This window comes from Mycobacterium sp. smrl_JER01, from assembly GCF_048513595.2.
Classification (GTDB): Bacteria; Actinomycetota; Actinomycetes; order Mycobacteriales; family Mycobacteriaceae; genus Mycobacterium.
This window is the reverse complement of sequence record NZ_JBLXXK020000001.1, coordinates 3,208,473-3,230,236: the sequence shown is the minus strand read 5'-3', so window position 1 is coordinate 3,230,236 and position 21,764 is coordinate 3,208,473. Positions and strand designations below refer to the sequence as shown.

23 protein-coding genes are annotated in these 21,764 nt (G+C 68.1%); 14 read left to right on the top strand and 9 right to left on the bottom strand.

The genetic code is table 11. From position 1 onward, the window contains the following. Nucleotides 1-8 precede the first annotated feature (8 nt). The 4 genes from ACNUDN_RS15155 to ACNUDN_RS15140 all read right to left on the bottom strand — a co-directional run bounded on the left by ACNUDN_RS15155 (nt 9) and on the right by ACNUDN_RS15140 (nt 3,660). Nucleotides 9-1,262, bottom strand: coding sequence for a PE-PPE domain-containing protein (locus ACNUDN_RS15155; RefSeq protein WP_419122707.1), 1,254 nt, complete (start codon nt 1,260-1,262; stop codon nt 9-11). A 359-nt stretch (nt 1,263-1,621) separates the two neighbouring features. Continuing rightward, nucleotides 1,622-2,236: an NlpC/P60 family peptidoglycan-binding protein RipD gene (ripD, locus tag ACNUDN_RS15150; protein ID WP_419122706.1), complete on the bottom strand. Its 615-nt coding sequence runs from the start codon at nt 2,234-2,236 to the stop codon at nt 1,622-1,624. Between the two features lie 200 nt (nt 2,237-2,436). Next, nucleotides 2,437-2,934, bottom strand: coding sequence for a thiol peroxidase (gene tpx, locus ACNUDN_RS15145; RefSeq protein WP_419122705.1), 498 nt, complete (start codon nt 2,932-2,934; stop codon nt 2,437-2,439). A 42-nt stretch (nt 2,935-2,976) separates the two neighbouring features. After that, a complete protein-coding gene (locus ACNUDN_RS15140) occupies nt 2,977-3,660 on the bottom strand; it encodes a DUF899 domain-containing protein (RefSeq protein ID WP_419122704.1) in 684 nt (227 codons plus the stop codon). A gap of 139 nt (nt 3,661-3,799) precedes the next feature. On the opposite strand from ACNUDN_RS15140, the gene tenA reads away from it, so the two are divergent. From tenA to aceA, 5 genes are all read left to right on the top strand, one after another. Further along, entirely contained in the window at nt 3,800-4,504 is a 705-nt protein-coding gene (gene tenA / locus ACNUDN_RS15135) for a thiaminase II (protein WP_498450174.1), read from the top strand. Nucleotides 4,505-4,583: 79 nt separating this feature from the next. Next, nucleotides 4,584-5,855: a GTP cyclohydrolase II gene (locus tag ACNUDN_RS15130; RefSeq protein WP_419122702.1), complete on the top strand. Its 1,272-nt coding sequence runs from the start codon at nt 4,584-4,586 to the stop codon at nt 5,853-5,855. Continuing rightward, entirely contained in the window at nt 5,852-7,105 is a 1,254-nt protein-coding gene (locus ACNUDN_RS15125; protein WP_419122701.1) for a URC4/urg3 family protein, read from the top strand. The genes ACNUDN_RS15130 and ACNUDN_RS15125 overlap by 4 nt, the downstream gene beginning before the upstream one ends. Further along, complete coding sequence (gene upp, locus ACNUDN_RS15120) at nt 7,105-7,746, top strand: uracil phosphoribosyltransferase (protein ID WP_419122700.1); 642 nt, start codon at nt 7,105-7,107, stop codon at nt 7,744-7,746. Before ACNUDN_RS15125 ends, upp begins: the two co-directional genes overlap by 1 nt. 85 nt (nt 7,747-7,831) lie before the next feature. Beyond that, nucleotides 7,832-10,132 carry an isocitrate lyase ICL2 gene (gene aceA / locus ACNUDN_RS15115; protein ID WP_419122699.1) on the top strand — a complete coding sequence of 767 codons (2,301 nt, stop codon included), beginning with the start codon at nt 7,832-7,834 and terminating at the stop codon, nt 10,130-10,132. Nucleotides 10,133-10,189: 57 nt separating this feature from the next. On the opposite strand, the gene ACNUDN_RS15110 is transcribed toward aceA, so the two are convergent. Beyond that, nucleotides 10,190-10,969 (bottom strand): O-succinylbenzoate-CoA synthase, encoded by a 780-nt coding sequence (locus ACNUDN_RS15110; protein ID WP_419122698.1) that lies wholly within the window; start codon nt 10,967-10,969, stop codon nt 10,190-10,192. 35 nt (nt 10,970-11,004) lie between these two features. On the opposite strand from ACNUDN_RS15110, the gene ACNUDN_RS15105 reads away from it, so the two are divergent. Further along, the gene (locus tag ACNUDN_RS15105; RefSeq protein WP_419122697.1) at nt 11,005-11,742 is read left to right on the top strand and encodes a glutamine amidotransferase; all 738 of its coding nucleotides are present in this window, start codon (nt 11,005-11,007) and stop codon (nt 11,740-11,742) included. A gap of 11 nt (nt 11,743-11,753) precedes the next feature. Here the strand turns inward: ACNUDN_RS15105 and ACNUDN_RS15100 are convergent, their stop codons facing one another. The 3 genes from ACNUDN_RS15100 to ACNUDN_RS15090 all read right to left on the bottom strand — a co-directional run bounded on the left by ACNUDN_RS15100 (nt 11,754) and on the right by ACNUDN_RS15090 (nt 14,058). After that, a complete protein-coding gene (locus ACNUDN_RS15100; RefSeq protein ID WP_419122696.1) occupies nt 11,754-12,047 on the bottom strand; it encodes a Dabb family protein in 294 nt (97 codons plus the stop codon). Between the two features lie 38 nt (nt 12,048-12,085). Next, the gene (locus tag ACNUDN_RS15095; protein WP_419122695.1) at nt 12,086-12,775 is read right to left on the bottom strand and encodes an Rv0518 family GDSL lipase; all 690 of its coding nucleotides are present in this window, start codon (nt 12,773-12,775) and stop codon (nt 12,086-12,088) included. A gap of 68 nt (nt 12,776-12,843) precedes the next feature. Beyond that, nucleotides 12,844-14,058, bottom strand: a complete 1,215-nt coding sequence (locus ACNUDN_RS15090; protein ID WP_419122694.1) for an acyltransferase family protein — start codon at nt 14,056-14,058, stop codon at nt 12,844-12,846. Between the two features lie 320 nt (nt 14,059-14,378). Here ACNUDN_RS15090 and ACNUDN_RS15085 point away from each other — a divergent pair, with 320 nt between their 5' ends. The 6 genes from ACNUDN_RS15085 to yaaA all read left to right on the top strand — a co-directional run bounded on the left by ACNUDN_RS15085 (nt 14,379) and on the right by yaaA (nt 20,381). Next, nucleotides 14,379-15,554 carry a PP2C family protein-serine/threonine phosphatase gene (locus ACNUDN_RS15085; RefSeq protein ID WP_419122693.1) on the top strand — a complete coding sequence of 392 codons (1,176 nt, stop codon included), beginning with the start codon at nt 14,379-14,381 and terminating at the stop codon, nt 15,552-15,554. Continuing rightward, complete coding sequence (locus ACNUDN_RS15080; protein WP_419122692.1) at nt 15,551-17,149, top strand: sensor histidine kinase; 1,599 nt, start codon at nt 15,551-15,553, stop codon at nt 17,147-17,149. The genes ACNUDN_RS15085 and ACNUDN_RS15080 overlap by 4 nt, the downstream gene beginning before the upstream one ends. Continuing rightward, nucleotides 17,146-17,586: a response regulator gene (locus tag ACNUDN_RS15075; protein ID WP_419122691.1), complete on the top strand. Its 441-nt coding sequence runs from the start codon at nt 17,146-17,148 to the stop codon at nt 17,584-17,586. The genes ACNUDN_RS15080 and ACNUDN_RS15075 overlap by 4 nt, the downstream gene beginning before the upstream one ends. A 1-nt stretch (nt 17,587) precedes the next feature. Further along, nucleotides 17,588-18,718 (top strand): alkaline phosphatase family protein, encoded by a 1,131-nt coding sequence (locus ACNUDN_RS15070; RefSeq protein ID WP_419122690.1) that lies wholly within the window; start codon nt 17,588-17,590, stop codon nt 18,716-18,718. 267 nt (nt 18,719-18,985) lie between these two features. Beyond that, nucleotides 18,986-19,597, top strand: a complete 612-nt coding sequence (locus ACNUDN_RS15065; RefSeq protein ID WP_419122689.1) for an NlpC/P60 family protein — start codon at nt 18,986-18,988, stop codon at nt 19,595-19,597. 37 nt (nt 19,598-19,634) lie between these two features. Further along, entirely contained in the window at nt 19,635-20,381 is a 747-nt protein-coding gene (gene yaaA, locus ACNUDN_RS15060) for a peroxide stress protein YaaA (RefSeq protein ID WP_419122688.1), read from the top strand. A 25-nt stretch (nt 20,382-20,406) separates the two neighbouring features. Here the strand turns inward: yaaA and ACNUDN_RS15055 are convergent, their stop codons facing one another. Beyond that, nucleotides 20,407-20,904 carry a hypothetical protein gene (locus ACNUDN_RS15055; protein ID WP_419122687.1) on the bottom strand — a complete coding sequence of 166 codons (498 nt, stop codon included), beginning with the start codon at nt 20,902-20,904 and terminating at the stop codon, nt 20,407-20,409. Between the two features lie 175 nt (nt 20,905-21,079). On the opposite strand from ACNUDN_RS15055, the gene ACNUDN_RS15050 reads away from it, so the two are divergent. Together ACNUDN_RS15050 and ACNUDN_RS15045 are read left to right on the top strand one after the other, a co-directional pair. Continuing rightward, nucleotides 21,080-21,328 (top strand): hypothetical protein, encoded by a 249-nt coding sequence (locus ACNUDN_RS15050; RefSeq protein ID WP_419122686.1) that lies wholly within the window; start codon nt 21,080-21,082, stop codon nt 21,326-21,328. Between the two features lie 59 nt (nt 21,329-21,387). Next, nucleotides 21,388-21,693, top strand: a complete 306-nt coding sequence (locus tag ACNUDN_RS15045; RefSeq protein WP_419122685.1) for a hypothetical protein — start codon at nt 21,388-21,390, stop codon at nt 21,691-21,693. The last annotated feature ends 71 nt before the right edge of the window (nt 21,694-21,764 follow it).

Sequence of the window (21,764 nt, the reverse complement as noted above, 5' to 3'; positions counted from 1 at the left end):
GCTGGAAACTACTCGGACGAACTCTTGGAGTCGCTGTTGGTTTCCGGATCGCCATCGGAGTCGGTCCCGTGATCGGATCCGGCGCGGTCGGTGGCGGTGGCGGGTTCACGCTGCTTGTCCTCATCGGGGTCCGACTGGGTCGCCTCGCCTCGGTCGTCCGCCTCGTCCGCGTCGTCTGCGTGGTCCGCGTCGTCTGCGTGGTCCGCGTCGTCCGCCTCGTCCGCGCCGTCTGGGTGGTCCGCGCCGTCTGCGTCGGTGCGTGTGTCATCCGGCGCCTCCGCGGCGTCGGCGTTCGGCTTGTCGTCGCTCTGCCCCAGGTCGATTCCGGCGTCGGTCGCACCGGGATCGACTGTCACCGCCTCGTCCTCGGCGGCCGCTGTGGTCTCCGGTGCGCCGAGCCCCTCCGCGGCCGTCGTGGTGGACGTGTCGCGCAGCCCCGCGGGCTCCCGTTGGCTGTCGTCTGCGGTATCACCGGTCCGGCCCCAAGTGTCATCCGGAGTCGCCCGGGCAGTGGTATCGATCAGGCCGGGATAGTCGCGGTCGTAGGCGCTGTCGATGATCTCCTTGAGCGGTCCGTTGAGTTGGTCGGCCAGCTCGTCGAATCCGAGGCGGCGCAACGGTTCGAGCAGCGGGATGTTCTCCCGCCGGATCAACACGTAGGTGGTGTTGCCGTCACGCCAGACGAGTTTCTCGTCGTGCTCGAGGTCCACGTCGGCGTAGCCGAAGATGTGCACATACTGAAACCCGGCGACGGCGTTGGCGACCGCGAGGAGATTGAAAGGGTTGTCGGGAAAATCGGCCACCCCGTCGTACTCGATCGCGATGTCGGTGACGGGATAGTCGGTGTCCGGCGTCGCGGAGTCCATGCCCGAGGCGGCACGCACGCCACCGTACCTGCGCAACGGATTGGCCGCGAGAACAAACGAGAGGTTCTGGGGTGCAACAGCATCGACGGTGTCGACCTGCTCCCGGAGCCAGTACGTCGCTATCGTCGCGCCCTGCGAGAAGGCGACCACCGTGGTCGGTGCGGCACTGGCCGCGATGGCGGACCGCAGCGCCCGTAGACCGTTGGGTTCGGCGATCTCCCCCGGCCACCCGGACAGGTATTCGACCGGGGAGCACGTGTTGCCCGACGCGGAGTCGCAGTAACTTCCTAAGAAGATCTGGCTCATGTCCCATTCGAGCAGTCCGCCCGCGGTGTAACCGGTGACTGTCAACACGTTTGCTGACAAGGTGTACGACGGAACCGGTGTGATGCTCATTACAGCAACTGATACGGCGCCGGCTGCGGCGAGGATTCCGCGCACGTGGGGTCCTTCGTGTGGGGTGTTCCGAGGATTCCGGACGGTGACCGATCCGACCAGACGAGGTTAAACGACACCCGTCAACCCCACAATTTGAAAACAGAACTCGGCGTTGGTCGCCGCAACGGCCAGGCGTCCGCGATGGCGAGGCGGTGCACCCGCGCGCTGGGATGGGCGGGGTGGCCACGCTGTCGTCCAGCGGCCCGGTGTTCCCGTCGCCAGCGAAAGGTCCACCCCCCGGATCCGGTGCCGTTAACCCGTCGGCAATCTGTTTGCTACACAGGGGTGGCCCCGGTGTCGTCCGGCCATTGAACGCTTCAGGCGATGATGCGTACCAGATACGGGGTCATGCCATTGGTACGCACCGGAGACACCGCGACACCGGTATCGGTGGTCTCGACCATCTGTCCGTTGCCGGTGAACAGCGCGACACTCTGCGTTCCCTCGGGGCCGTAGAAGATCAAGTCGCCGGGCAACGCCTGTGCCGGCGCCACCTTCTGTCCCACTTTGTACATCTCGCCCGACGAACGCGGAAGTTTCACCCCGACACCGGCGTAGGCGTACACCATCAGGCCTGAGGCGTCGAAGCCCACCACCTCGATGCGCGGCGCCGGGGCCGGGGCGGGTACGGCGACGTTCGGGGTGACGCCGGGCAGATTCAGGCCCGGCGCCAAGTCCAGGGACTGGGCATCGATCTCGGCCTCGTCCGGGCCCGCAGCCGCGGGTTCGGGGAGAGCGACGGTGCCCTTGCTCGGGCCGGAGGCGCCGCCACCGCCGTAGGCGAACGGCACCCCGCGCTGCGACAGCGCCCGCGCGATCACGACGTCGACTGCTTTCTGGTTGGTCGCCGAACGCGCGGGCTGCGCCGACGCGAGGCCCGGTGTCGCCAGCACCAGGGCGAGACCGATCACGAAGACGAAGACGCGTCGCATTGCACTTTCACCGCTTTCCCGTGCAGCACCACATCGGCGCTGATTTCAATTCACAACAGTCACTATGACCACTTCTACACCACGTGACGTGGCGATTTGACGTCGTCGCAGGACAGTGAACCAACCAGATGCGGTACCGGAACCGAACAGTGACCTATGCCGACGCAGCGCCCTCTATGGTGTGGCGCGCGTCACGGCGGCTAGGACGAGAGTGCGGCCAAAGCGGTGTCGTAATCCGGTTCCTGCCCGATCTCGGGCACCAGCTCGGTGTAGGCGACGTTGCCGTCGGCGCCGACCACCACGACGGCGCGGGCCAACAGACCGGCCATCGGTCCATCGGCGATGGTGACGCCGAAGTCGTCGCCGAAGCCGTCGCGGAACGCCGACGCCGTGGTCACGTTCTCGATGCCCTCGGCGCCGCAGAACCGCTTCTGTGCGAACGGCAGGTCCTTGGAGACACACAGCACCGAGACGCCGCCGGCGGCGGCACTCTCGTTGAACTTGCGGACGCTGGCCGCACACACCGGGGTGTCCACCGACGGGAAGATGTTGAGCAGCAGGGGCTTGCCGCGGAACTGATCGGCGCCGACCGTGCCGAGATCGGTTCCCGTGAGGGTGAAGCCCGGCGCCGGGGACCCGACTGCGGGCAGCTCACCAACGGTGTTGATCGGATTTCCACGCAACGTTATCTGTGCCATGGCCACAGTCTGCCAAGCGGCACCCCGTCCGGCGCGCTCGGGTTACTCGCCGTAGAGGCGCGCGATGTCCGGGGAATCCAGCCAACCCGAGTAGGTCGGTCGCTTGGGCCACCCCGCCGGCGAGTCCTGCCACTGCTCCTGGCGGCCCCACGGCAGCACATCGAGCAGCGGGAAGACGTGGCTGAGCTGCTCGGTTCCCCGACCGTTGGTGTGCCAGGTGCGGTACACCGTGTCACCGTGTCGCAGGAAGACGTTCACCGCGAAGCCGGTGTTGGGGGCGGCGTCGACGTCTGCGGCGAACGGGCTCCCCGAGGACGAATACCAGTCCATCGCGTTGCCGACCTTTCTGCGGTAGGCGAGTGCCTCTTCGATCGGCCCTGAGGTGACGATGACGAACCGCGCGTCGTAGTTGTCGAGGAACTCCAGCCGGGTGAACTGCGAAGTGAACCCGGTGCAACCACCGCACTGCCACTCGGCGCCGTCGGACCACATGTGGTTGTAGACGATTAACTGCGAGCGTCCCTCGAAGATGTCGGCGAGTCGGACCGGGCCCTCGGCGCCGGTCAAGGTGTACTCAGGCAGCTCCACCATCGGCAGGCGGCGGCGCTGCGCGGCTATCGCATCGAGCTCACGCGTGGCCGCCTTCTCTCGTGCGCGCAGCTCGTCGAGAGCGTGCCGCCAGGTGTCGTTGTCGACCACAGGCGGCATGGCGGTGGTTTCGGTCATTACAGTCAGCCTCCGGACGGTCAGTCGATGTCGGATCGAGGTCGGATCGGGTTCGGTATCGGATCGGATTCGGTCGTCTGACGGTGTTGACCGGCCGGCCGCAAAGAACTCATCGCTGAAAGGACTTCCGGTTTTGATGATGTCCCCCACGTCACCCCCGAGCATCGGACCCAACGAACCCGGGTCGTGGACCACGAGCCTGTGGACCGACATCGCGCCGACCTTCGAGGCCATCCTCGCCCACCCGTTCATCACCGGCCTGACCGACGGCAGCCTGGACCCCGATGCGTTCGCGGGGTATGTCGCGCAGGATGTGCACTACCTGCGGACCTATGCCAGGGCGTTGGCAGTGGTGGGCGCCAAGGCACCGGGGCTGGCCGACACCGCGATGTTCGCCCGGCATGCCGCTGAGGTCTTCGACGTCGAACTCTCGCTGCACGGCGAGCTGTTGCCCGCGCTCGGCCTGTCGGTCGACGCCGTCGACTCTGCCCCGGTGTCGCCGACAACGCAGGCCTACAACAGCTATCTGCTCGCGACTGTCTACGACGGAACCTTTGCCGACGGTCTGGCAGCGGTCCTGCCTTGCTACTGGATCTACGCCGAGGTCGGCGCGCAACTGCTGCGCCGCGGTTCCACCGATCCCCGCTACCAGCGGTGGATCGACAGCTACGGCGGTGACGAGTTCGCCGCCACCGTCACCGAGGTGCTGACGCTGGCCGACCGGACCGGCCCGGCGCTGACCGCGGCTGACGAGGCGAGCGCCCGCGCGCACTTCGTCACCACCGCACGCTACGAATGGATGTTCTTCGACGCGGCCTACCGGCGCGAGCGGTGGCCGGTCTGATCGTGGCGGACGGCGCCGCGGGCGTCCACTGACTATGCTGGCGGCTTCCTGTTGAGCGAGCAGTTCGCCGAGGAGGACGATGTCCGCCGATGCCGCGCCACCACCCGCCAAGTCCACCGGCGGTCACATCCGGCTGACCTCGCACAGCGGCGGAGGTGAGGCACCGGAACTGCACTGGGGCGCTCCCGGTGCCGCGCAGCGCGGACCGGTCGTCGGCACCACCACCAGCCGGGCGCACCGAAACGTCATCGGAACCCACAGCGGCGCCTACGGTGTGTACCGGGCATTGGCCGTCGCGGCAGGCCAGCTCTCCCGTGCGCACCGCGCCGATCTGACCGACACCGCGCCGACCGATGTCATCGGGCCGCATCCACAGTGGGCTGACCCGGCGGCGATCGTCAGCCTCGACCCGTGGGGGGCGACGGTCGCCGATGTCTTCGCCCGCGAGCTCGCCGACGGTATCGACATCCGTCCGACCATCGCTGTGACCAAGGCGCAGGTGGTCCTGCCCGAGGTGCACGACGCCATCCTCAGGGGCCGGCTCAGTCCCGACGGGCGGGTGCTGCTGGCAACCGGTGCGGCGCAGGTGACCAAGGCTGCGATCGAGCCCGTCTGGCATCTGCCCGGGGTGGCCCAACGGTTCGGTTGCAGCGAAACAGATTTGCGCCGAGCGCTTTTCGAAGAGACCGGAGGCATGTACCCGGAACTGGTCACGCGCTCGGACCTTGAGGTGTTCCTGCCGCCGATCGGCGGGCAGACGATCTACATTTTCGGTGACCCCGGCGCACTGGCCGATCCCACGGTCGAGCTGACGGCCAGGGTCCACGACGAATGCAACGGGTCCGACGTGTTCGGGTCCGACATCTGCACCTGCCGGCCGTACCTGACCCACGCGATCGAGGAGTGCATCCGGGGGGCCCAGCGTGGCGGCGTGGGGCTGGTCGCGTATTCGCGCAAGGAGGGCCGCGCACTGGGCGAGGTGACCAAGTTCCTGGTCTACAACGCCCGGAAACGGCAGGCGGGTGGGGACACTGCCGATCAGTACTTCGCGCGCACCGAATGTGTGGCCGGTGTGCAGGACATGCGTTTCCAGGAACTGATGCCCGACGTCCTGCACTGGCTGGGGATACGCCGGATTCACCGACTGGTGTCGATGAGCAACATGAAGTACGACGCCATCACCGGCTCGGGAATCGAAGTGGGAGAACGGGTATCGATCCCCGACGAGCTGGTCCCCGCTGACGCCCGGGTCGAGATCGACGCGAAGACAGCCGCCGGCTACTACACACCCGGAGCGGTTCCCGACGCCGCAGAACTGAAGAAGGCCAAGGGCAGAGAGCTGCATCGATGACCGGCCAGACGCACGCCGCTGTGGACGCTCGACGTCCTGCCGACGCCGCGGCGCTGCTGCGGACCACTCAGGCGGTGCGGGCCCGTGCCGCCCAGCTGTTGGACCGGGCCCGCTGCGGGCAGTCGCGATGGTTCAGCGTCGACGACGACGCGCTCGACAGCGCGGCCCACGAGGTCGCGTCCGTCACCCGGCAGCGGTTCCCGGATCTACAGATCCCGTTCCACAGCAGGTGGCGTCACTTCGAGGCCGGGGGTGTCGACCGGCGCGCCGAGCTGGACGCGCTGCTGGACGCCGCGGACGGAAGCGAACGCGCGCGGGCCATGATCGACCTGACCGTGGTGAGCGTGCTCCTCGACGCGGGGGCCGGTGCGGACTGGGGCTACGTGGAGGTTCGCGACGGCATCCCGACGCGGTTCACCCGCTCCGAGGGGTTGGGTGTGGCGAGCTGGCACGGCTTCGTCTCCGGCGCCTTCTCCGGTGACCCGACGCGCCCGTTGCAGGTGGACGCCATCGGCCTGCGTGCCCTCACCGCGGCGAACCTGCGCGAGATGTTCCAGGTCGCGCCCGGCAACCAGCTGGTGGGGTTGACGGGCCGCGTCGCGTTGATGCACCGCCTCGGAGCGGCGCTGGCCGCCCACCCCGAGGTATTCGGTGAGCAGGGCCGGCCCGGCGTCGTGTTCGACCACCTGGCCGCCTCCGGACAGGTGCACGCACACGACATCCTGACCCGGCTGCTCGCCGTTTTCGCCCCGATCTGGCCGTCGGGCAACGTGATCGGTGACGAACCGCTCGGTGATTGTTGGCACCACCGCGCGGTGACCGGGCCGGGGCTCACCGACGGCTGGTTGCCGCTGCACAAACTGTCGCAGTGGCTGACCTATTCGCTGCTCGAACCGTTCAGCTGGGCCGGTGTCGAGGTGGTGGGTGTCGACTCCTTGACCGGATTGCCGGAATACCGCAACGGCGGTCTGCTGCTCGACACCGGAGTGCTGCGCCTCCGTGATCCCGGCTTCGCCGCGCGTACCTGGGAGCCGGCCGACGAGCTGGTGGTGGAGTGGCGCGCACTCACGGTGGCCCTGCTCGACGAACTCGCTCCGCTGGTGCGCGCCCGCCTCGATATGGACGCGGCCGCGATGCCGCTGGCCTGCGTGCTGGAGGGTGGGACGTGGGCGGCGGGCCGCGCATCGGCCCGCCGCCTGCGCGGCGGTCTGCCACCGCTGTCGGTGGCCAGTGACGGGACGGTGTTCTGATGACCGCCAGACCGGACCGGCTGCACCTCGTCGACCATCCGCTGGTGCAGCACAAGATCACGTTGATGCGCCGAAAGGAGAACTCCACAAACAGCTTTCGTCGTCTGGTGCACGAGGTTTCGGCGCTGATGGCCTACGAGGTGTTGCGTGACATCGCATTGCACGAGGTGCAGGTGGAAACACCGATGGAGACCACCACCGGAAACGTGATCGACGGCAAGAAACTGGTGTTCGTGTCGATTCTACGGGCCGGCACCGGCATCCTCGACGGGTTGCTCGAGGTGGTGCCATCGGCGCGGGTCGGGCATATCGGTCTGTACCGAGACCCGAAAACGCTTGTCGCGGTGGAGTATTACTTCAAGATGCCGGGTGACTTGCAGGAGCGGGATGTCATCGTGCTCGACCCGCTGCTCGCGACGGGAAACTCGGCGATCGCCGCGGTCGACAGGTTGCGCGAACACCATCCCAAGTCGATCAAGTTCATGTGCCTGCTCACCTGCCCGGAGGGCGTCGCGGCGATGACCGCGGCCCACCCCGAGGTACCGATCTACGCGGCAGCGCTCGACCGCGAACTCGACGCCCACGGCTACATCCTGCCGGGCCTCGGCGACGTCGCAGACCGCATCTTCGGCACCAAGTAGCCCGACCATTCCACCGCCGGCGGTAGTGCCCACCGCCGGTGATGGAATCGACCCACCGTCGGGCGTCGACGCCTTAGGGTGGGTCATGGCCATCATCGAAGCTGACGCCCTCCAGCCCCACACAACCGGCGAGCCCTTCGAGCGCGATGTCGCCGAGACGCAGCGCTATTTCGACAGCCCCCGCTTCGACGGGATCATCCGCCTGTACACCGCGCGGCAGGTCGCCGAGCAGCGGGGCACCATCCCCGCCGACTATCCGGTGGCGCGGGAGGCCGCGACCGCGTTCTACCCCCACCTGCGGGAGCTGTTCGCCAACGGCCGCAGCATCACCACCTTCGGCCCGTACTCCCCCGGTCAGGCCGTGGTGATGAAACGAATGGGCATCGAGGGCATCTACCTCGGCGGCTGGGCGACTTCGGCGAAGGGCTCCATCTCCGAGGATCCGGGACCCGACCTGGCGAGCTATCCCCTCAGCCAGGTGCCGGAGGAAGCCGCCGGTATCGTGCGCGCTCTGCTGACCGCCGACCGCAACCAGCAGTACTTGCGTCTGCAAATGTCAGAAGAGCAGCGTGCCGTGCAGCCTCCGGTCGACTACCGCCCGTTCATCATCGCCGACGCGGACACCGGCCACGGCGGGGATCCACACGTGCGCAACCTGATCCGGCGTTTCGTCGAGAACGGGGTGCCGGGCTACCACATCGAGGATCAGCGTCCCGGCACCAAGAAATGCGGCCATCAGGGCGGCAAGGTGCTGGTGCCGTCCGACGAGCAGATCAAACGTCTCAACACCGCCCGGTTCCAGCTCGACATCATGCGGGTGCCGGGCATCATCGTCGCGCGCACCGACGCCGAGGCCGCCAACCTCATCGACAGCCGTGCCGACGAACGGGACCAACCGTTCCTGCTCGGGGCCACGAACCTGAAGATCCCGTCGTACAAATCGTGTTACCTCGCGATGATGCGGCGCTTTTACGACAAAGGGGTCACCGAGCTCAACGGACACCTGCTGTATGCGCTGCCCGACGGGGAGTACGCGACCGCCGAGGCGTGGCTGCAACGGCAGGGGCTGCTCACGGTGATCGACGAGACGGCCACGGCGTGGCAGGACGGGACCGAGACCTCGATCGACGCGGCGTTCGACAGGGTCGAGTCGACGTTCGTCGACGCCTGGCAGGACGACGCGGGTCTGAACACCTACGGGGAAGCGGTCGCCGAACTGCTGGAGTTCCGGGAGCGCGAGGGTGAGCCGTCGTCGATGAGCGTCGCCGAATGGCGAGCATTCGCCGAACGTGCGCCGCTGTACACCGCCCGAGAGAAGGCCAAGCAGCTCGGCGCGGACGTGGCGTGGGATTGCGAGCGGGTCAAGACCCCGGAGGGTTACTACCAGGTGCGTGGCGGTATCCCGTACGCGATCGCCAAGTCGCTGGCCGCCGCACCGTTCGCCGACATCCTGTGGATGGAGACCAAGACGGCAGACCTGGCTGACGCCAAGCAGTTCGCCGACGCGATCCACGCCGTCTACCCGGACAAGATGTTGGCCTACAACCTGTCTCCCTCGTTCAACTGGGACACCACCGGAATGTCCGACGAGGAGATGCGGGCCTTCCCCGAGGAGATCGGCAAGATGGGGTTCGTCTTCAACTTCATCACCTACGGCGGCCATCAGGTCGACGGCGTCGCATCCGAGGAGTTCGCGACCTCGCTGCGCCAGGAAGGCATGCTGGCGCTGGCCCGGTTGCAGCGCAAGATGCGGCTGGTCGAATCTCCCTACCGCACCCCGCAGACCCTGGTCGGCGGGCCGCGCAGCGACGCCGCGCTGGCGGCGTCGTCCGGCCGGACCGCGACGACGAAGTCGATGGGCAAGGGCTCGACCCAGCATCAGCACCTGGTCCAGACCGAAGTGCCCAAGAAGCTGCTGGAGGAATGGCTGGCGTTGTGGAGTGAGCACTACCAGCTGCCGGAGAAACTGCACGTGCAGCTGCGCCCCCGCCGCGCCGGATCCGATGTGTTGGATCTGCAGATCCTCGGAGACAGCGAGGATCCGCTGGCCAACGTGGTGGTCGACCCGATCAAGGACCGCCACGGTCGCAGCATCCTGACCGTCCGCGACCAGAACACCTTCGCCGAACAACTGCGGCAGAAGCGGCTGATGGATCTGATCCACCTGTGGCTGATCCACCGGTTCAAGGCCGAGATCGTCTACTACGTGACGCCGACCGAGGACAACATCTATCAGACCGAGAAGATGAAATCGCACGGCATCTTCAGCGATGTCTACCAGGAGGTCGGTGAGATCATCGTCGCCGACGTCAACCAGGCGCGCATCGACGAGCTGCTCGCGCCCGACCGGGAGGCCTTGATCCGCCTGATCAACAAGCAGGACTGAGTCCGCGCGGCGCAGGCGGTTCGGTTGTTCCCGCGCGCCACCACGACAGGCCGGCCGTCACAGTAATGCCGCCGCCCGGCGCAGCAGAGCGCGCCAATGACCCACCGTCACGGCGTCGGCGACCGCGAACCGGGCCAGCTGGGATGAGTCCGGTGCCGCAGGCATGGGTGCCGCGGGCAGGTGGCCGTCCGCGGGTACCAGGGATCGGGACTCCGAGACCACATCGGACCGACACAACCACTCAGGCACCGGGCCACACGCGAACGGCAGCGCGGGCAGCGCGGCGGCAAGAGCGACATCGGCAGCCAGTCCGATGCTGGTTGCCCCGGTGAAGGCCACCACTGCGGGCAGATCCAACCGCTCCGCGCGGCGCAGCGCGCGACGCACTCCCCCGAGCGGGCCGCAGCGCAACACCGCGACGTCGGCGCACGCGGGATCGACCGACGCCAGTTCCGCATCCACGGCGACCGGGACGTCGACCCGGCGCCGCACGCCGGCCGCGTCAGCGGCGTTGCGGCAGACCAGCTCCACCAGCTCGATACCGACCGGCAGACGCGCGATTTCGGCGACGGCCGCGTCGACATCGACGACCTCGACCACAGCACGTGATGCACCGGTGGCGACCGGCACCCGACCCCGGACGGGGTCGGGCCAGCCGACGGTGCTCGGTTCCATGGCCGCGGTCAGCCAGCGGGCGGCGAGTACGTCGTCGGCGTCGGCGGGCGGGCTGAACTCCCCCCAGCCCTGCGGTCCGTCGAGCAGCACCCCGGCGCGAACGCCGACGGCGGTCGGCAGGGCGAACACCGCAGTGTCGTCGAGGTCGATGAGTGTCTTCACTGTCCGACAAGCTAGCCCGTCGCTAATCTGACGCGGTGGCCGACGCTCCTTTTCTGTTGTTGTCGATACGCGGCGAGGACGAGGCCGCCGACGACGAATACGCGGCGATGATGCGGTTCGGCGGGCTCGACGAGACCGGGTTGCACCGAATCCGGCTGACCGAGCGCCCGCTCGGGCGCGTCGACCTGTCGGACTGGTCCGGCATCGTCCTGGGCGGCGGACCGTACAACGTCAGTGACGATCCGGCGGCCAAGTCGCCGGTTCAGATCCGGGTCGAGAGTGAACTTTCCGGACTGCTCGACGACGTCATCGCCCGTGACTTCCCGTTTCTGGGTTGCTGTTACGGCGTGGGTACGGTCGGCACCGCCGTCGGTGCGGTGATCGACCGTTCCTACAGCGAGCCTGTCGGTGGGGTCACCGTGCAGCTGACCGACGACGGGCGCAGGGATCCGTTGTTCGCCGGACTGCCGGCGACGTTCGACGCCTTCGGCGGACACAAGGAGGCGGCGTCACAGCTGCCCCGGCACGTGGTCAGGCTCGCCGGCTCCGCCGATTGCCCGGTGCAGGCTTTCCGGGTGGGTGCCAACGTATACGCCACGCAGTTCCACCCGGAGCTCGATGTCGAGGGCATCTGCACCCGGATCGACGTCTACAAGCACCACGGCTACTTCGCCCCCGAGACCGCCGAGGCCTTGAAAGACGATGCCCGCCAACGCAATGTGCGGCATCCGACCGCGCTACTGCGCGGCTTCGTCGAGCGTTACCGCGCCTGATCCGGGGCGCCTCAGGCCGAGGCGATCTCGAACTGCGCGCGCGCGATCTGCTCGATGAACGGTGCCAGCCGGGCCCTCAGCTCGTTGTGCCCGGGGTCGGCGTCGTAGCCGCGGTAGGAATCGACGTCTGCGAAGTCCGCCACGATCACGAAGTCCCAATTGCCGTCCCGCAATCCGGCGTCGCTGCCGACCGTGTACCGCACAGTGCCCGGACAGTTCAACCCGCGAAGCCCGTCCTGGATGCGCTCCACCTCGGCGACGTCGAAGCCCGTCTTCAACTTGGCCAGAACCACGTTTCGGATCACGCCGGAACCCTAACAGGGCTTGACCGGCGCCGGGACGCTCAGAACGGGTGCAGTGTGGCGCTGATCAGCGGTGCGATCTTGGCGGCCATGTAGGTGTGTCCGGCGTCGGTGGGGTGCACACCGTCCTTCCCGATCAACTCGGGCCGTCCGACGAACCACCGTGCCGCTATCGGGTCGACGAAGGTGGCGCCGGCGAGGTCGGCCTGGTACTTCAGCACGTCACGGATGCGCAGGATCTCCGCCGGCGGATCCGCCGTCGGCCAGGGCGGTCCGATCACCAGCAGATCGGCCGACCGGGCGATCCGGCGCGCCAGGCTGAACGTGCCGTACATCGCGATGGACAGCCGCGTCGGGTCGACGTTCATGTCGTTGCGGGATCCGAAGAACACCACCAGTACGTCGCTGGGCTTGACTGCCCGCACCGTCAGGTCCTCGAACACACTGCCCCGGTTGCCGCGGGTGCAGTAGCCCGCGCCGCCCTCGGCGGCAACCGTGGGGGTCACCGCGATCCCGTGGTCGGTCAGCGCCGCCCATACCTGTGGCGTCCAGGAGTTCGGCCCGTTACCGCCCTGATCGCTTCCGGTGGTGTAGGAGTCGCCGATCACCGTGATGCGGTTCACGGCGAAATCCAGGTGACGCACTTCCCGATGCTGCCGCTGTGGAACGGGGGCGTACGCGGAGGCGAACAGCACGGTGAGGGAAAGCACCACTGTCAGAAGGCGACTCACTGCATCAGCCTAGATTCGCCGGCGTGCGGGTGCCGGTCGACGCGCCGTGTCCGCCGCCGAACCGGCCGTCACCCCGCTCGTACCGCTACCGGCCGCGGCCGGCTCGCCGGTGGGTCCGCAGGCCGGGCGCTGCGCGGATGCCCTGGTTCCACCATGCGCCGCATCCAACGCCGCGCGGGCTCCTCGACCAGGTGATACAGCAGGGCCGCCGCGATCCCGGCGACCACGATCAGGCCCAGCACCGCCGATTTGGACCACCAGCTGACCGTCAGCTGGATGTCGAACTGCAGGATGGCCCAGTTCCAGACGGTGTGGACGATCTCGTGGACCATGTAGAGGCCGAACGAGATGTGGCCGAGGTACACCATGACCGGCGTCGACAACAGAGCCGGGAGGGTGCCGGTGCCGATGGACAGCGCGATCACCAACGGCACGAACAGGACGTCGACCAGACCTCCGGCATCGAGCATGTCACCGGGTGGGTAGGTGTCGAGCGCGTACAGCGCGCCCACGATCACGGCACCCAGGACAAGCGACGCCACGCCGGCGGCAGCCCTGGTGCGGTCGGTGAGCACCAGTTTTCGGACCGCGGCACAGGCCAGAGCGCCCGCGGTGAACTGCATGATGATGCGGGGCAACCAGCTCCACGGGGTGTAGAAAACGCCGTGGGCCAGCAGCAGCAGTGTCGGCGCCAGCGCGGCGGCCACCGCCAGCCATATGAGGCCGCGCGCCCGAGTGGCCGACGCGATCCGGAAGATGATCAACACCAGCCCGCCGAACAGGAGGTAGGCCAGCCATTCGGCGCTGATGGACCAGGCCGGCCCGTTCCAGCTCGATCCGTCGAAATACGGCTGGAACCACAGCTGGGTCAGGGTGACCTGCTTGAGCCAACTCAGCGCGTTGAGCGACTCGATCACCGGTGGCGGCAGCGGAAAGCCGCCGACGTACAGGGTGAACACGGCGAACGCCGCAGCGAGATGCATCGTCACCAGGTACACCGGCCAGACCCGGGCCAGCCGGAGCCACAGGAAACGCAGTGTCGATCGGGTCGACCAACTCTCGCCCATCCGGTCGAGATAGTTCCAGGCCAGGACGAAACCGCTGAGGATGAAGAAGAGGTCCACCCCCTGTGCACCGGCGTTGAGAAGCGGAGCCAGTGCGGTGCTGAATGCGGGCGAGGCTTCGGCGATCAGCGGACGAAAGTGGAACAGCACCACCCACAGTGCGGCGACGATACGCAGGCCCGACAAGGCTCTGATCTCACCGGTGCGCACGCGACTCATTTCGTCAAGATTCCCAGCGGTTTCATGCGGTTTGCGGGCAGTGTCGGCACTGACGGTCGGCGCCGATCCCCCGGATCCGGATCGTCTCGGTGCGACCTGTTCGGATCCGATGCCGCACAGGACGGCGACACCGCCGGGATCGCCCCCGGGTGCGGACAACCGACGACCGGTCGCAGATTACCAGCGGCCGCGGCAGCGGGCGGCGCGCAACGCCGCGGCCCTGGACGGCGCAGGGCCCTGGCCCGGGTATCCTCCAGGAATTGTCAATCGAACAGATCGGCGTGCGCGTTCCGCGCCTGCCAACGGGGGTGCCGGGTCACATGCTTGCCCCGAGTGACGGCGACGCGTTGTCGTTGCTCCTGGTGGAGGACGATCGCGCCGACGCGATCCTGGTGGAAGAGATGATCGCGGACGCGGGTCTCGACATCCAGGTGCTCTGGGCCGAATCGATGGCCAAGGCCGAACATGAGATCGCGATTGCGCGTCCGGACTGCATCCTGCTGGACCTGCACCTGCACGACACTGACGGCATCAACGGTGTCAACCGGATCGCCAGCCACGACGGGACCGTCCCTATCGTGGTGCTGACGGGTCTCAACGACGAACACGTCGGGGTGGCGGCGGTGTCGGCCGGTGCTCAGGACTATCTCGTCAAGGACCGGGTGGATCCCGAGGTGTTGCGCCGGGCGGTGCTCTATGCGATCGAGCGTAAACGTGCCGAACTGACCGCGGTCGATCTGCAGGCGAGTCAGCTTCGGGCGCGGGAGAACGCGCGACTGGAGCGGGGTCTGCTCCCGTCGCCGCTGTTGCTCGACGATCCGGGCGTCGAGATCGTCACCCAGTACCGCCCCAGCCGCGAGAACGCCTTGCTCGGCGGCGACTTCTACGACTTCGTGCAGACGCCGGACCGAACCGTACACGTGATGATCGGCGATGTGGCGGGACACGGTCCTGACGAGGCGGCGCTCGGTGTGGCGCTGCGCATCGCGTGGCGCGCTCTGACCTTCGCCGGGTTGCGGGGATCGGAACGGATGAACCAACTCGAACGGGTGCTGCGTGCCGAACGGGCGGGCCGGGGCATCTTCGCGACGGTGCTCAGCCTCGCGATCCCCCCGGAAGGGCCGCTGATCACCGCGGTCCGGGCCGGGCATCCCGGGATGCTGTTGCACGGTGGTGGGACGGTGGACTGGGTGGAACCCCCCGGGGGGCCCGCGCTGGGATTGCACGGGCGGGACTGGGAGCCACAGCCGGTCGAGCTGCCGGAGGGCAAAGGGCTGGTGTTGCTGACCGACGGCCTGTTCGAGGGCCATGTCGGGCGCGGCAACGAGCGCCTGGGCGAGCAGGGTCTGCTCGAGCTGGCACGGTCGCTGGCCGCGCTGCCGGGCCCGGCATTCGTCGATGCCCTCATCGACGCCGTCGAGGAGCGGGCCGCATCGCAGGGCGGGATCAGCGATGACATCGCCGTGGTGCGGGTCGAGCGGACGGGAAATCGATGACCGAAGGGCAGCGGCGCCGCGACGTGGCGGCCGGGCTGACGGTGCAGGGTTGGCAGTATGTCGTGCTGACCGTCATGGGTGTCGCCGTCCTCGTCGGTGGGGTCACGGTGGCGGTGCTGCTGCACCGAACCGACCAGGTGTCCGGCCAGCTCATCGAGAACATCCAGCCGGCGCGGGTCGCGGCGTATCAACTGCAGGCCGCGCTGCGGGACCAGGAGACCGCGGTCCGCGGCTATCTGATCGCCGCGGACCGCCAGTTTCTCCTGCCCTATGACCAGGGACGTGAGGTCGAGCAGGAGGCTGCCGCGGCGATTCGTCAGCTTGAGCAGGACCGACCCGATCTGCTGCAGGATCTCGACGCGATAGAAGAGGCTTCCGGAGCGTGGCGGACCGGCTACGCCGAACCCATCATCGCCGATGTGCTTCCGGGCAACCCGGCCGCGGTCGATCCGGCGTTGACCGAGCAGGGCAAAGCCGCCTTCGACCGGCTGCGTGGACTGTTCGACACCCAGAACGAGCACCTGTCCCAAGCTCGCAACGACGGTCTGGCCGAACTGGATCGCTTCCGCGCCCTGCGTAACGTCGTGCTGGTCACGATGGCGGGCATCTTCGTGGTGACGATCGTGCTGCTGGCGCTCATGCTGCGCGCTGCGCTGGTCCGCCCGCTGGGGGCGCTCGCGCAGGCGTGCCGACGCGTCGCGGAGGGCAGCTTCGGTGAGCGCATCGTCGCGCGGGGGCCCAGGGACATCCGGGGGATCGCCGTCGACGTGGAGAACATGCGGCAGCGCATCGTCGAGGAACTCGACGCGTCCCGCGCGGCCACCGAAGCGCTCGACGTCCATGCCGAGGAACTCCGCCGATCCAACGCCGAGCTGGAGCAGTTCGCCTACGTGGCCTCTCACGACCTGCAGGAGCCGTTGCGCAAGGTGGCCTCGTTCTGTCAGCTGCTGGAAAAGCGCTACGGCGACAAGCTCGACGAACGCGGCGTGGAGTACATCGGGTTCGCCGTCGACGGCGCCAAGCGGATGCAGATCCTGATCAACGATCTGCTGACCTTCTCGCGGGTCGGACGCTTGAATACCACCGAAAGCGACGTCGACCTGGACTCGGTACTCGACATCGCGTTGTCCAATCTGGCGACTGCGGTCGAGGAGTCCGCCGCGGTGATCGACCGCCCCGCCGATGGTCTGCCGACGGTCAAGGGGGACCCGACCCTGCTGACCATGCTGTGGCAGAACCTGATCGGCAACGCGGTGAAGTTCCGGGGTGAGGGCGAGGCGCCCAGGGTGGTGATCGACGTGGTACGGGGATCAGGGGACGACGCCCACAGTTGGTCGTTCTCGTTGACCGACAACGGGATCGGGATCGCGCCGGAGTTCGCGGAGAAGGTCTTCGTCATCTTCCAGCGCCTGCACGGTCGCGACGCGTACACCGGCACCGGCATCGGGCTCGCGCTGTGCAAGAAGATCGTCGAGCATCACGGCGGCATGATCTGGATCGACACCTCCTACACCGGTGGTACCCGCTTCCGGTTCACGCTGCCGGTGTCGGTGGATGACACGGCCGGCACTCTCCTGGAAGGATCGGCCTCATGACACCGGCTGAACGCGCCATCGACGTACTGCTCATCGAGGATGATCCCGGGGATGAGTTGATCACGCGGGAAGCATTCGAGCACAACAAGATCAAGAACACCCTGCACGTGGCCCATGACGGTGAGGAGGGCCTGGACTTCCTCTATCGGCGCGGCCCGTACACCGATGCGCCGCGGCCCGACCTGGTGTTACTGGACCTGAACCTGCCCAAATACGATGGACGGCAGCTCCTCGAGCAGATCAAGTCCGACCCCGAGCTCAGCCACATCCCGGTGGTCGTGCTGACCACGTCGTCGGCCGAAGAGGACATTCTGCGCAGCTACAAGCTGCACGCCAACGCCTACGTGACCAAGCCGGTCGATCTCGACCAGTTCATGAACGCCGTCCGGCAGATCGACGAGTTCTTCGTCCAGGTGGTCCGGCTCCCGCAGTTCTGAGGTGGAACTCCCCCGCCCCGATCCCGCACTGCCCCACCTGGCCGATGTGGCCCCCTCGGTGCTGGCGGCGATGGGCGTCCCCGGTTTCACACCGACGATCGAGCTGCCCCACGACGTGGCCGGTGCGTGTGTCCTGCTCATCGACGGTCTGGGCGCCGAACTGCTGGACGCACACGCTGCCGACGCTCCGGTGCTCGCCGGGTTACGCGGCCGGACCCTGCAGGTCGGCTTTCCCGCAACCACCGCCGCCGGCCTCGCCGCGGTGGGTACCGGGTGCCGCTCCGGGGAGCACGGGATGGTGGGGATGTCCTTTCGCCTTCCCGACGTCGGGGTGATCAACGCGCTGCGGTGGAGCCCGCACCCGTTCGGCGCGGACCTGCGCGACATCGCGATTCCGGAGTCGGTACAGCCGCGGCCGACGGTGTTCGAACGGGCTGCCTCGGTCGGCGTCGCGGTCAGCGTGATCTCCGCGGCCCAGTTCGCGGGTTCGGGCTTGACGCGCGCGGTGCTGCGCGGCGGATCCTATGTCGGGGTGCACGCCATGGGAGACCTGGCGGCCACCATCGGGTCCGCGGTGGGGCGAGGCTTCTGTTACGGCTACCACGCCGATCTGGACCTGGTGGGCCATCTGCACGGGCCCGGGTCGCGGGCATGGCGGCTGCAGCTGCGCCAGGTCGACACCATGGTGGGATCGATCATCGAGGGACTACCGTCCGGCACTCTGTTGGCTGTGGTCGCCGACCACGGCATGGTGGCCCTCGACGACAGCGCCATCGACATCGACACGGTCGGTGCGCTCGCCGACGGCGCTGAGGCGGTCGGCGGGGAGGTGCGGGCCCGGCACATCTACACCCGCGCCGGCGCCACCCCCGATGTGCTTGCGGCGTGGCGCGGCGTCCTCGGTGAGCGGGCGTGGGTGGTCACCGGTGAGGAGGCGATTTCGGCCGGCTGGTTCGGCGAACACGTCACCGACGATGTCCGGGCGCGAATCGGCGACGTGGTGGCCGCCGCGCGGGGCGCCTCGGGCATGCTCCGGCGGGCAGCCGAACCGATCGAATCTTCGCTGGTAGGCCAGCACGGGTCGGTGACCGACGCCGAGCAGCGCATCCCGCTGCTGCTGGCCTACGGCTGAGCGATCGGCAGGCCGCCACCGACACCCGAGCGGCAAACCTGTCGTGGCACCATCCCGCCGGTCGTCCGGAGCCGTCGGTGTCGCCGTATAACTCTGGAAAGTCTTTAAAAACAAGGGATTTCGCCACCTCGCAGAGGTGATGAGTGTCAGTTCTCAAACGGTAGTGCGCACAACGTTTTTGGTGATCTCAGTCAGTTCCGGTCGCGTATTGTGCCTGCCGTCACAGATTTTGGTCGTTTTAGAGACCCTCTGTTAACGTCCGGCCGCATGTTTGCTATCGCTACTCTCTTGACGCTTGTCAACCAAGTGTCGGGGACTCCGTACGTGGTGGGCGGTGACTCGCCCGCCGGCACGGACTGCTCCGGCCTGGTGTCCTGGGTGACCAACGCCGCGACCGGCAGGCCGATCTACGGCGACAGGTTCCACACCGGGAACATCGAGAGCGCGCTGCTCGCCCGCGGGTTCAAGCACGGCACCCAGCCCGGCGCATTGGTGGTGGGCTGGAACAGCGGCCATACCGCGGTCACCCTGCCCGACGGCACTGCGGTGTCCTCCGGTGAGGGCGGTGGCGTCAAAGTCGGTGGCGGTGGCGCCTACCAGGACCAATTCACCAAGCACATGTTCCTGCCCGCACCCGCCGACGTTCCGCCCGCCCCCGACCCGATGCTCGCGCCGCCGATGGAGGCCTTCCCGCCCCCGCCTCCGCCGCCCGGTGCGCTGCCTCCGCCGGGAGACCTGCCGCCTCCGCCGGGTGACCTGCCTCCTCCGCCCGGTGTGCTGCCTCCTCCACCGGGTGACCTGCCGCCTCCGGGTGCCGAGCCGATGGCGCCGGCCGGCCCGGTCGCGTTGATGGGCCAGGACGCGCCCCTCGCACCGTGAATCGGTCCCGGCTACGCGGGCGGCTAGCCTCTACGCGGTGATCGTGCTGCTGCCGCCCTCGGAGACCAAGCGAACCGGCGGCGATGGTCCTGCCCTGATGCTGGATGCCCTGAGCTCGCCGGAACTGCGCGGCCTGCGCGTCGAGCTCGTCGGCGAACTGATCGAGCTGGCTGCCGACCGGCCCGCCAGCCGCAAGGCGCTGGGCCTCTCCGCGGGCCAGGACACCGAGATCGACCTCAACGCGGTGCTGGGCACCTCCCCCACCCTGCCTGCAATCCGCCGATACACCGGCGTGCTCTACGACGCGCTGGACGTGGCGTCGCTCACCGGTGCGGCCGCACACCGCGCGGCGGCGCGATTGTCGGTGGTTTCGGCCTTGTTCGGGCTGCTACGGGCCGAAGACCGCATCCCGGCATACCGTCTCTCGGCAGGTTCCAAACTGCCGGGGCGTCCCACGCTGGCGGCGCGGTGGAAACCGGTTCTGGAGCCCGTGCTGGCCGACCTCGCCCGACATCAGCTGGTGGTCGACCTGCGATCGGGTTCCTATGCGGCGCTGGGCAAGGTGCCGGGCGCGGTGACGGTCGAGGTGGTCGCCGAACGACCCGACGGTCGGCGCCACACCGTCAGTCACTTCAACAAGGCCCACAAGGGCCGGCTGGCCCGGGCTCTGGCGGTGACCCGGTCCGATCCCGCCGACGCGACAGCCGTCGCAGCCGTGGCCCGGCGGGCCGGTATGCAGGTTGAACGCCGCGCCGACCGGCTGACCGTGGTGGTGCCCGCGTGATCCGGGCCGGCGACGGGCCCAGCGGTCAGAACGCGACGACCAGGTCGGTGGTGTAGAACTCCGCGGGTGTCTGTGAGTACGCGCTGGGCCGCGTCACCGCTGCCCACACGCCCGTGGCTCCGGAAACGATCGGACCCCGTACCGTAGTGGCCCCCGCACCTGCGGCGTCGGTGAACAAGACCGTCCCGGACACGCCGGGATCGCCGATAGTGCAGCTCGCGGCCGAGGATCGGGGTACCTGGATCAGTCGCACGTCGTAGCGCGTGTTGGGCACGGCCGTGGCTATCTGGATGTCGGCCACCATTTCCCGGCCGTCGATGCGCACCGTGCCGGTCGGTCGGGCGTACCCGCTGCCGCCCACATAATTGAACTCGGTGAAGTCGCATCGGCGCAGGGTCTGGGCGAAGGGCAGCGTCACGGTCCGCGCAGACGCCGCCGGTTCGGCGGTAGCCGCGCCCCCGCCGAGGACGCCGGTACCGGACGCGGCGAGGACGGCAAGTGCCGTCAGGGCGATTCGGGCCATTCGATGCATCAGCGTCGGTTCCTGTCCGTTGAGCGGTGCGGGCTGCAGTGATTGTGACGTCCCCGGCAAGGTTAGGAGGGCTCACCAAACGGGACGCCACGGCCCCCGGCGCCCGGGTCGTTGACGACCTGACCGGGACCGGGAAGACTTCGGCCCGATGTCAACACCGAGCCCGATGTCAACACTGTGGCTGTACGCGCGCATCCAGCTCATGACATTCGTCTTCGGCATCATCGGACCCATCTTCCTCATCATCTACTTCGGCTCCCAGCCCGATCCGGAGCTGCGCTGGATGTACTGGTGGGGGCTTTTCATCACAGCCGCCGACATTCTCATCGCACTGTCGCTGACCGATTCGATAGCGAGCAGGGGCCGGGGGCATGGCGCCGCGAGCGCTGCTGTGCGCCTGCGCCGGGACGGCTGACCACGATGACTTATCCGGTCCGACCGGTGCCATCCCCACCGCGATGTTCCGGTGCCGACGTGGGGGTCTCACTGGCGCTGCTGGCTCTCACTGTGCTGTTCGGCGCTGTCGCCGCGACCTTCGGCGTGTTGTCGCTGGCCTTCCTCGACCACTGTCCGCCCGCGACCTGCAGCGTGGACGGTGCCGTCAACGCCGTGTTCACCGCACTGCTCGCCGCGGCCGGTATCGGCCTGACCGGACTGGTGCTGACCATCGTCCAGCTGGCCCGCCGCAAGACCGCTTGGCCGTTCGCGCTCGGCACCTTCGTGCTCTGTGTTTTCGCGGTGCTGCTCGGCCTCGTCGCCTATTCCGCCGCAGTGAGCTGATCGCCGCTGATCGGGCACCTGTCGGCCGGAGCCGGCCAACGCCGCGGAGTCCGCGTGCGACACTTTCGGCC

Bases quoted from the DNA above. Each gene is read 5' to 3' on its own strand.
- ACNUDN_RS15080 (WP_419122692.1), top strand. From the start codon at position 15,551: ATGACCGAAGGGCAGCGGCGCCGCGACGTGGCGGCCGGGCTGACGGTG.
- aceA (WP_419122699.1), top strand. From the start codon at position 7,832: ATGGCCATCATCGAAGCTGACGCCCTCCAGCCCCACACAACCGGCGAG.
- ACNUDN_RS15050 (WP_419122686.1), top strand. From the start codon at position 21,080: ATGTCAACACTGTGGCTGTACGCGCGCATCCAGCTCATGACATTCGTC.
- ACNUDN_RS15055 (WP_419122687.1), bottom strand. From the start codon at position 20,904: ATGGCCCGAATCGCCCTGACGGCACTTGCCGTCCTCGCCGCGTCCGGT.
- ACNUDN_RS15130 (WP_419122702.1), top strand. From the start codon at position 4,584: ATGTCCGCCGATGCCGCGCCACCACCCGCCAAGTCCACCGGCGGTCAC.
- tpx (WP_419122705.1), bottom strand. From the start codon at position 2,934: ATGGCACAGATAACGTTGCGTGGAAATCCGATCAACACCGTTGGTGAG.
- ACNUDN_RS15140 (WP_419122704.1), bottom strand. From the start codon at position 3,660: ATGACCGAAACCACCGCCATGCCGCCTGTGGTCGACAACGACACCTGG.
- tenA (WP_498450174.1), top strand. From the start codon at position 3,800: ATGTCCCCCACGTCACCCCCGAGCATCGGACCCAACGAACCCGGGTCG.
- ACNUDN_RS15075 (WP_419122691.1), top strand. From the start codon at position 17,146: ATGACACCGGCTGAACGCGCCATCGACGTACTGCTCATCGAGGATGAT.
- ACNUDN_RS15090 (WP_419122694.1), bottom strand. From the start codon at position 14,058: ATGAGTCGCGTGCGCACCGGTGAGATCAGAGCCTTGTCGGGCCTGCGT.
- ACNUDN_RS15065 (WP_419122689.1), top strand. From the start codon at position 18,986: ATGTTTGCTATCGCTACTCTCTTGACGCTTGTCAACCAAGTGTCGGGG.
- ACNUDN_RS15155 (WP_419122707.1), bottom strand. From the start codon at position 1,262: ATGAGCATCACACCGGTTCCGTCGTACACCTTGTCAGCAAACGTGTTG.
- upp (WP_419122700.1), top strand. From the start codon at position 7,105: ATGACCGCCAGACCGGACCGGCTGCACCTCGTCGACCATCCGCTGGTG.
- ACNUDN_RS15085 (WP_419122693.1), top strand. From the start codon at position 14,379: ATGCTTGCCCCGAGTGACGGCGACGCGTTGTCGTTGCTCCTGGTGGAG.
- ripD (WP_419122706.1), bottom strand. From the start codon at position 2,236: ATGCGACGCGTCTTCGTCTTCGTGATCGGTCTCGCCCTGGTGCTGGCG.
- ACNUDN_RS15125 (WP_419122701.1), top strand. From the start codon at position 5,852: ATGACCGGCCAGACGCACGCCGCTGTGGACGCTCGACGTCCTGCCGAC.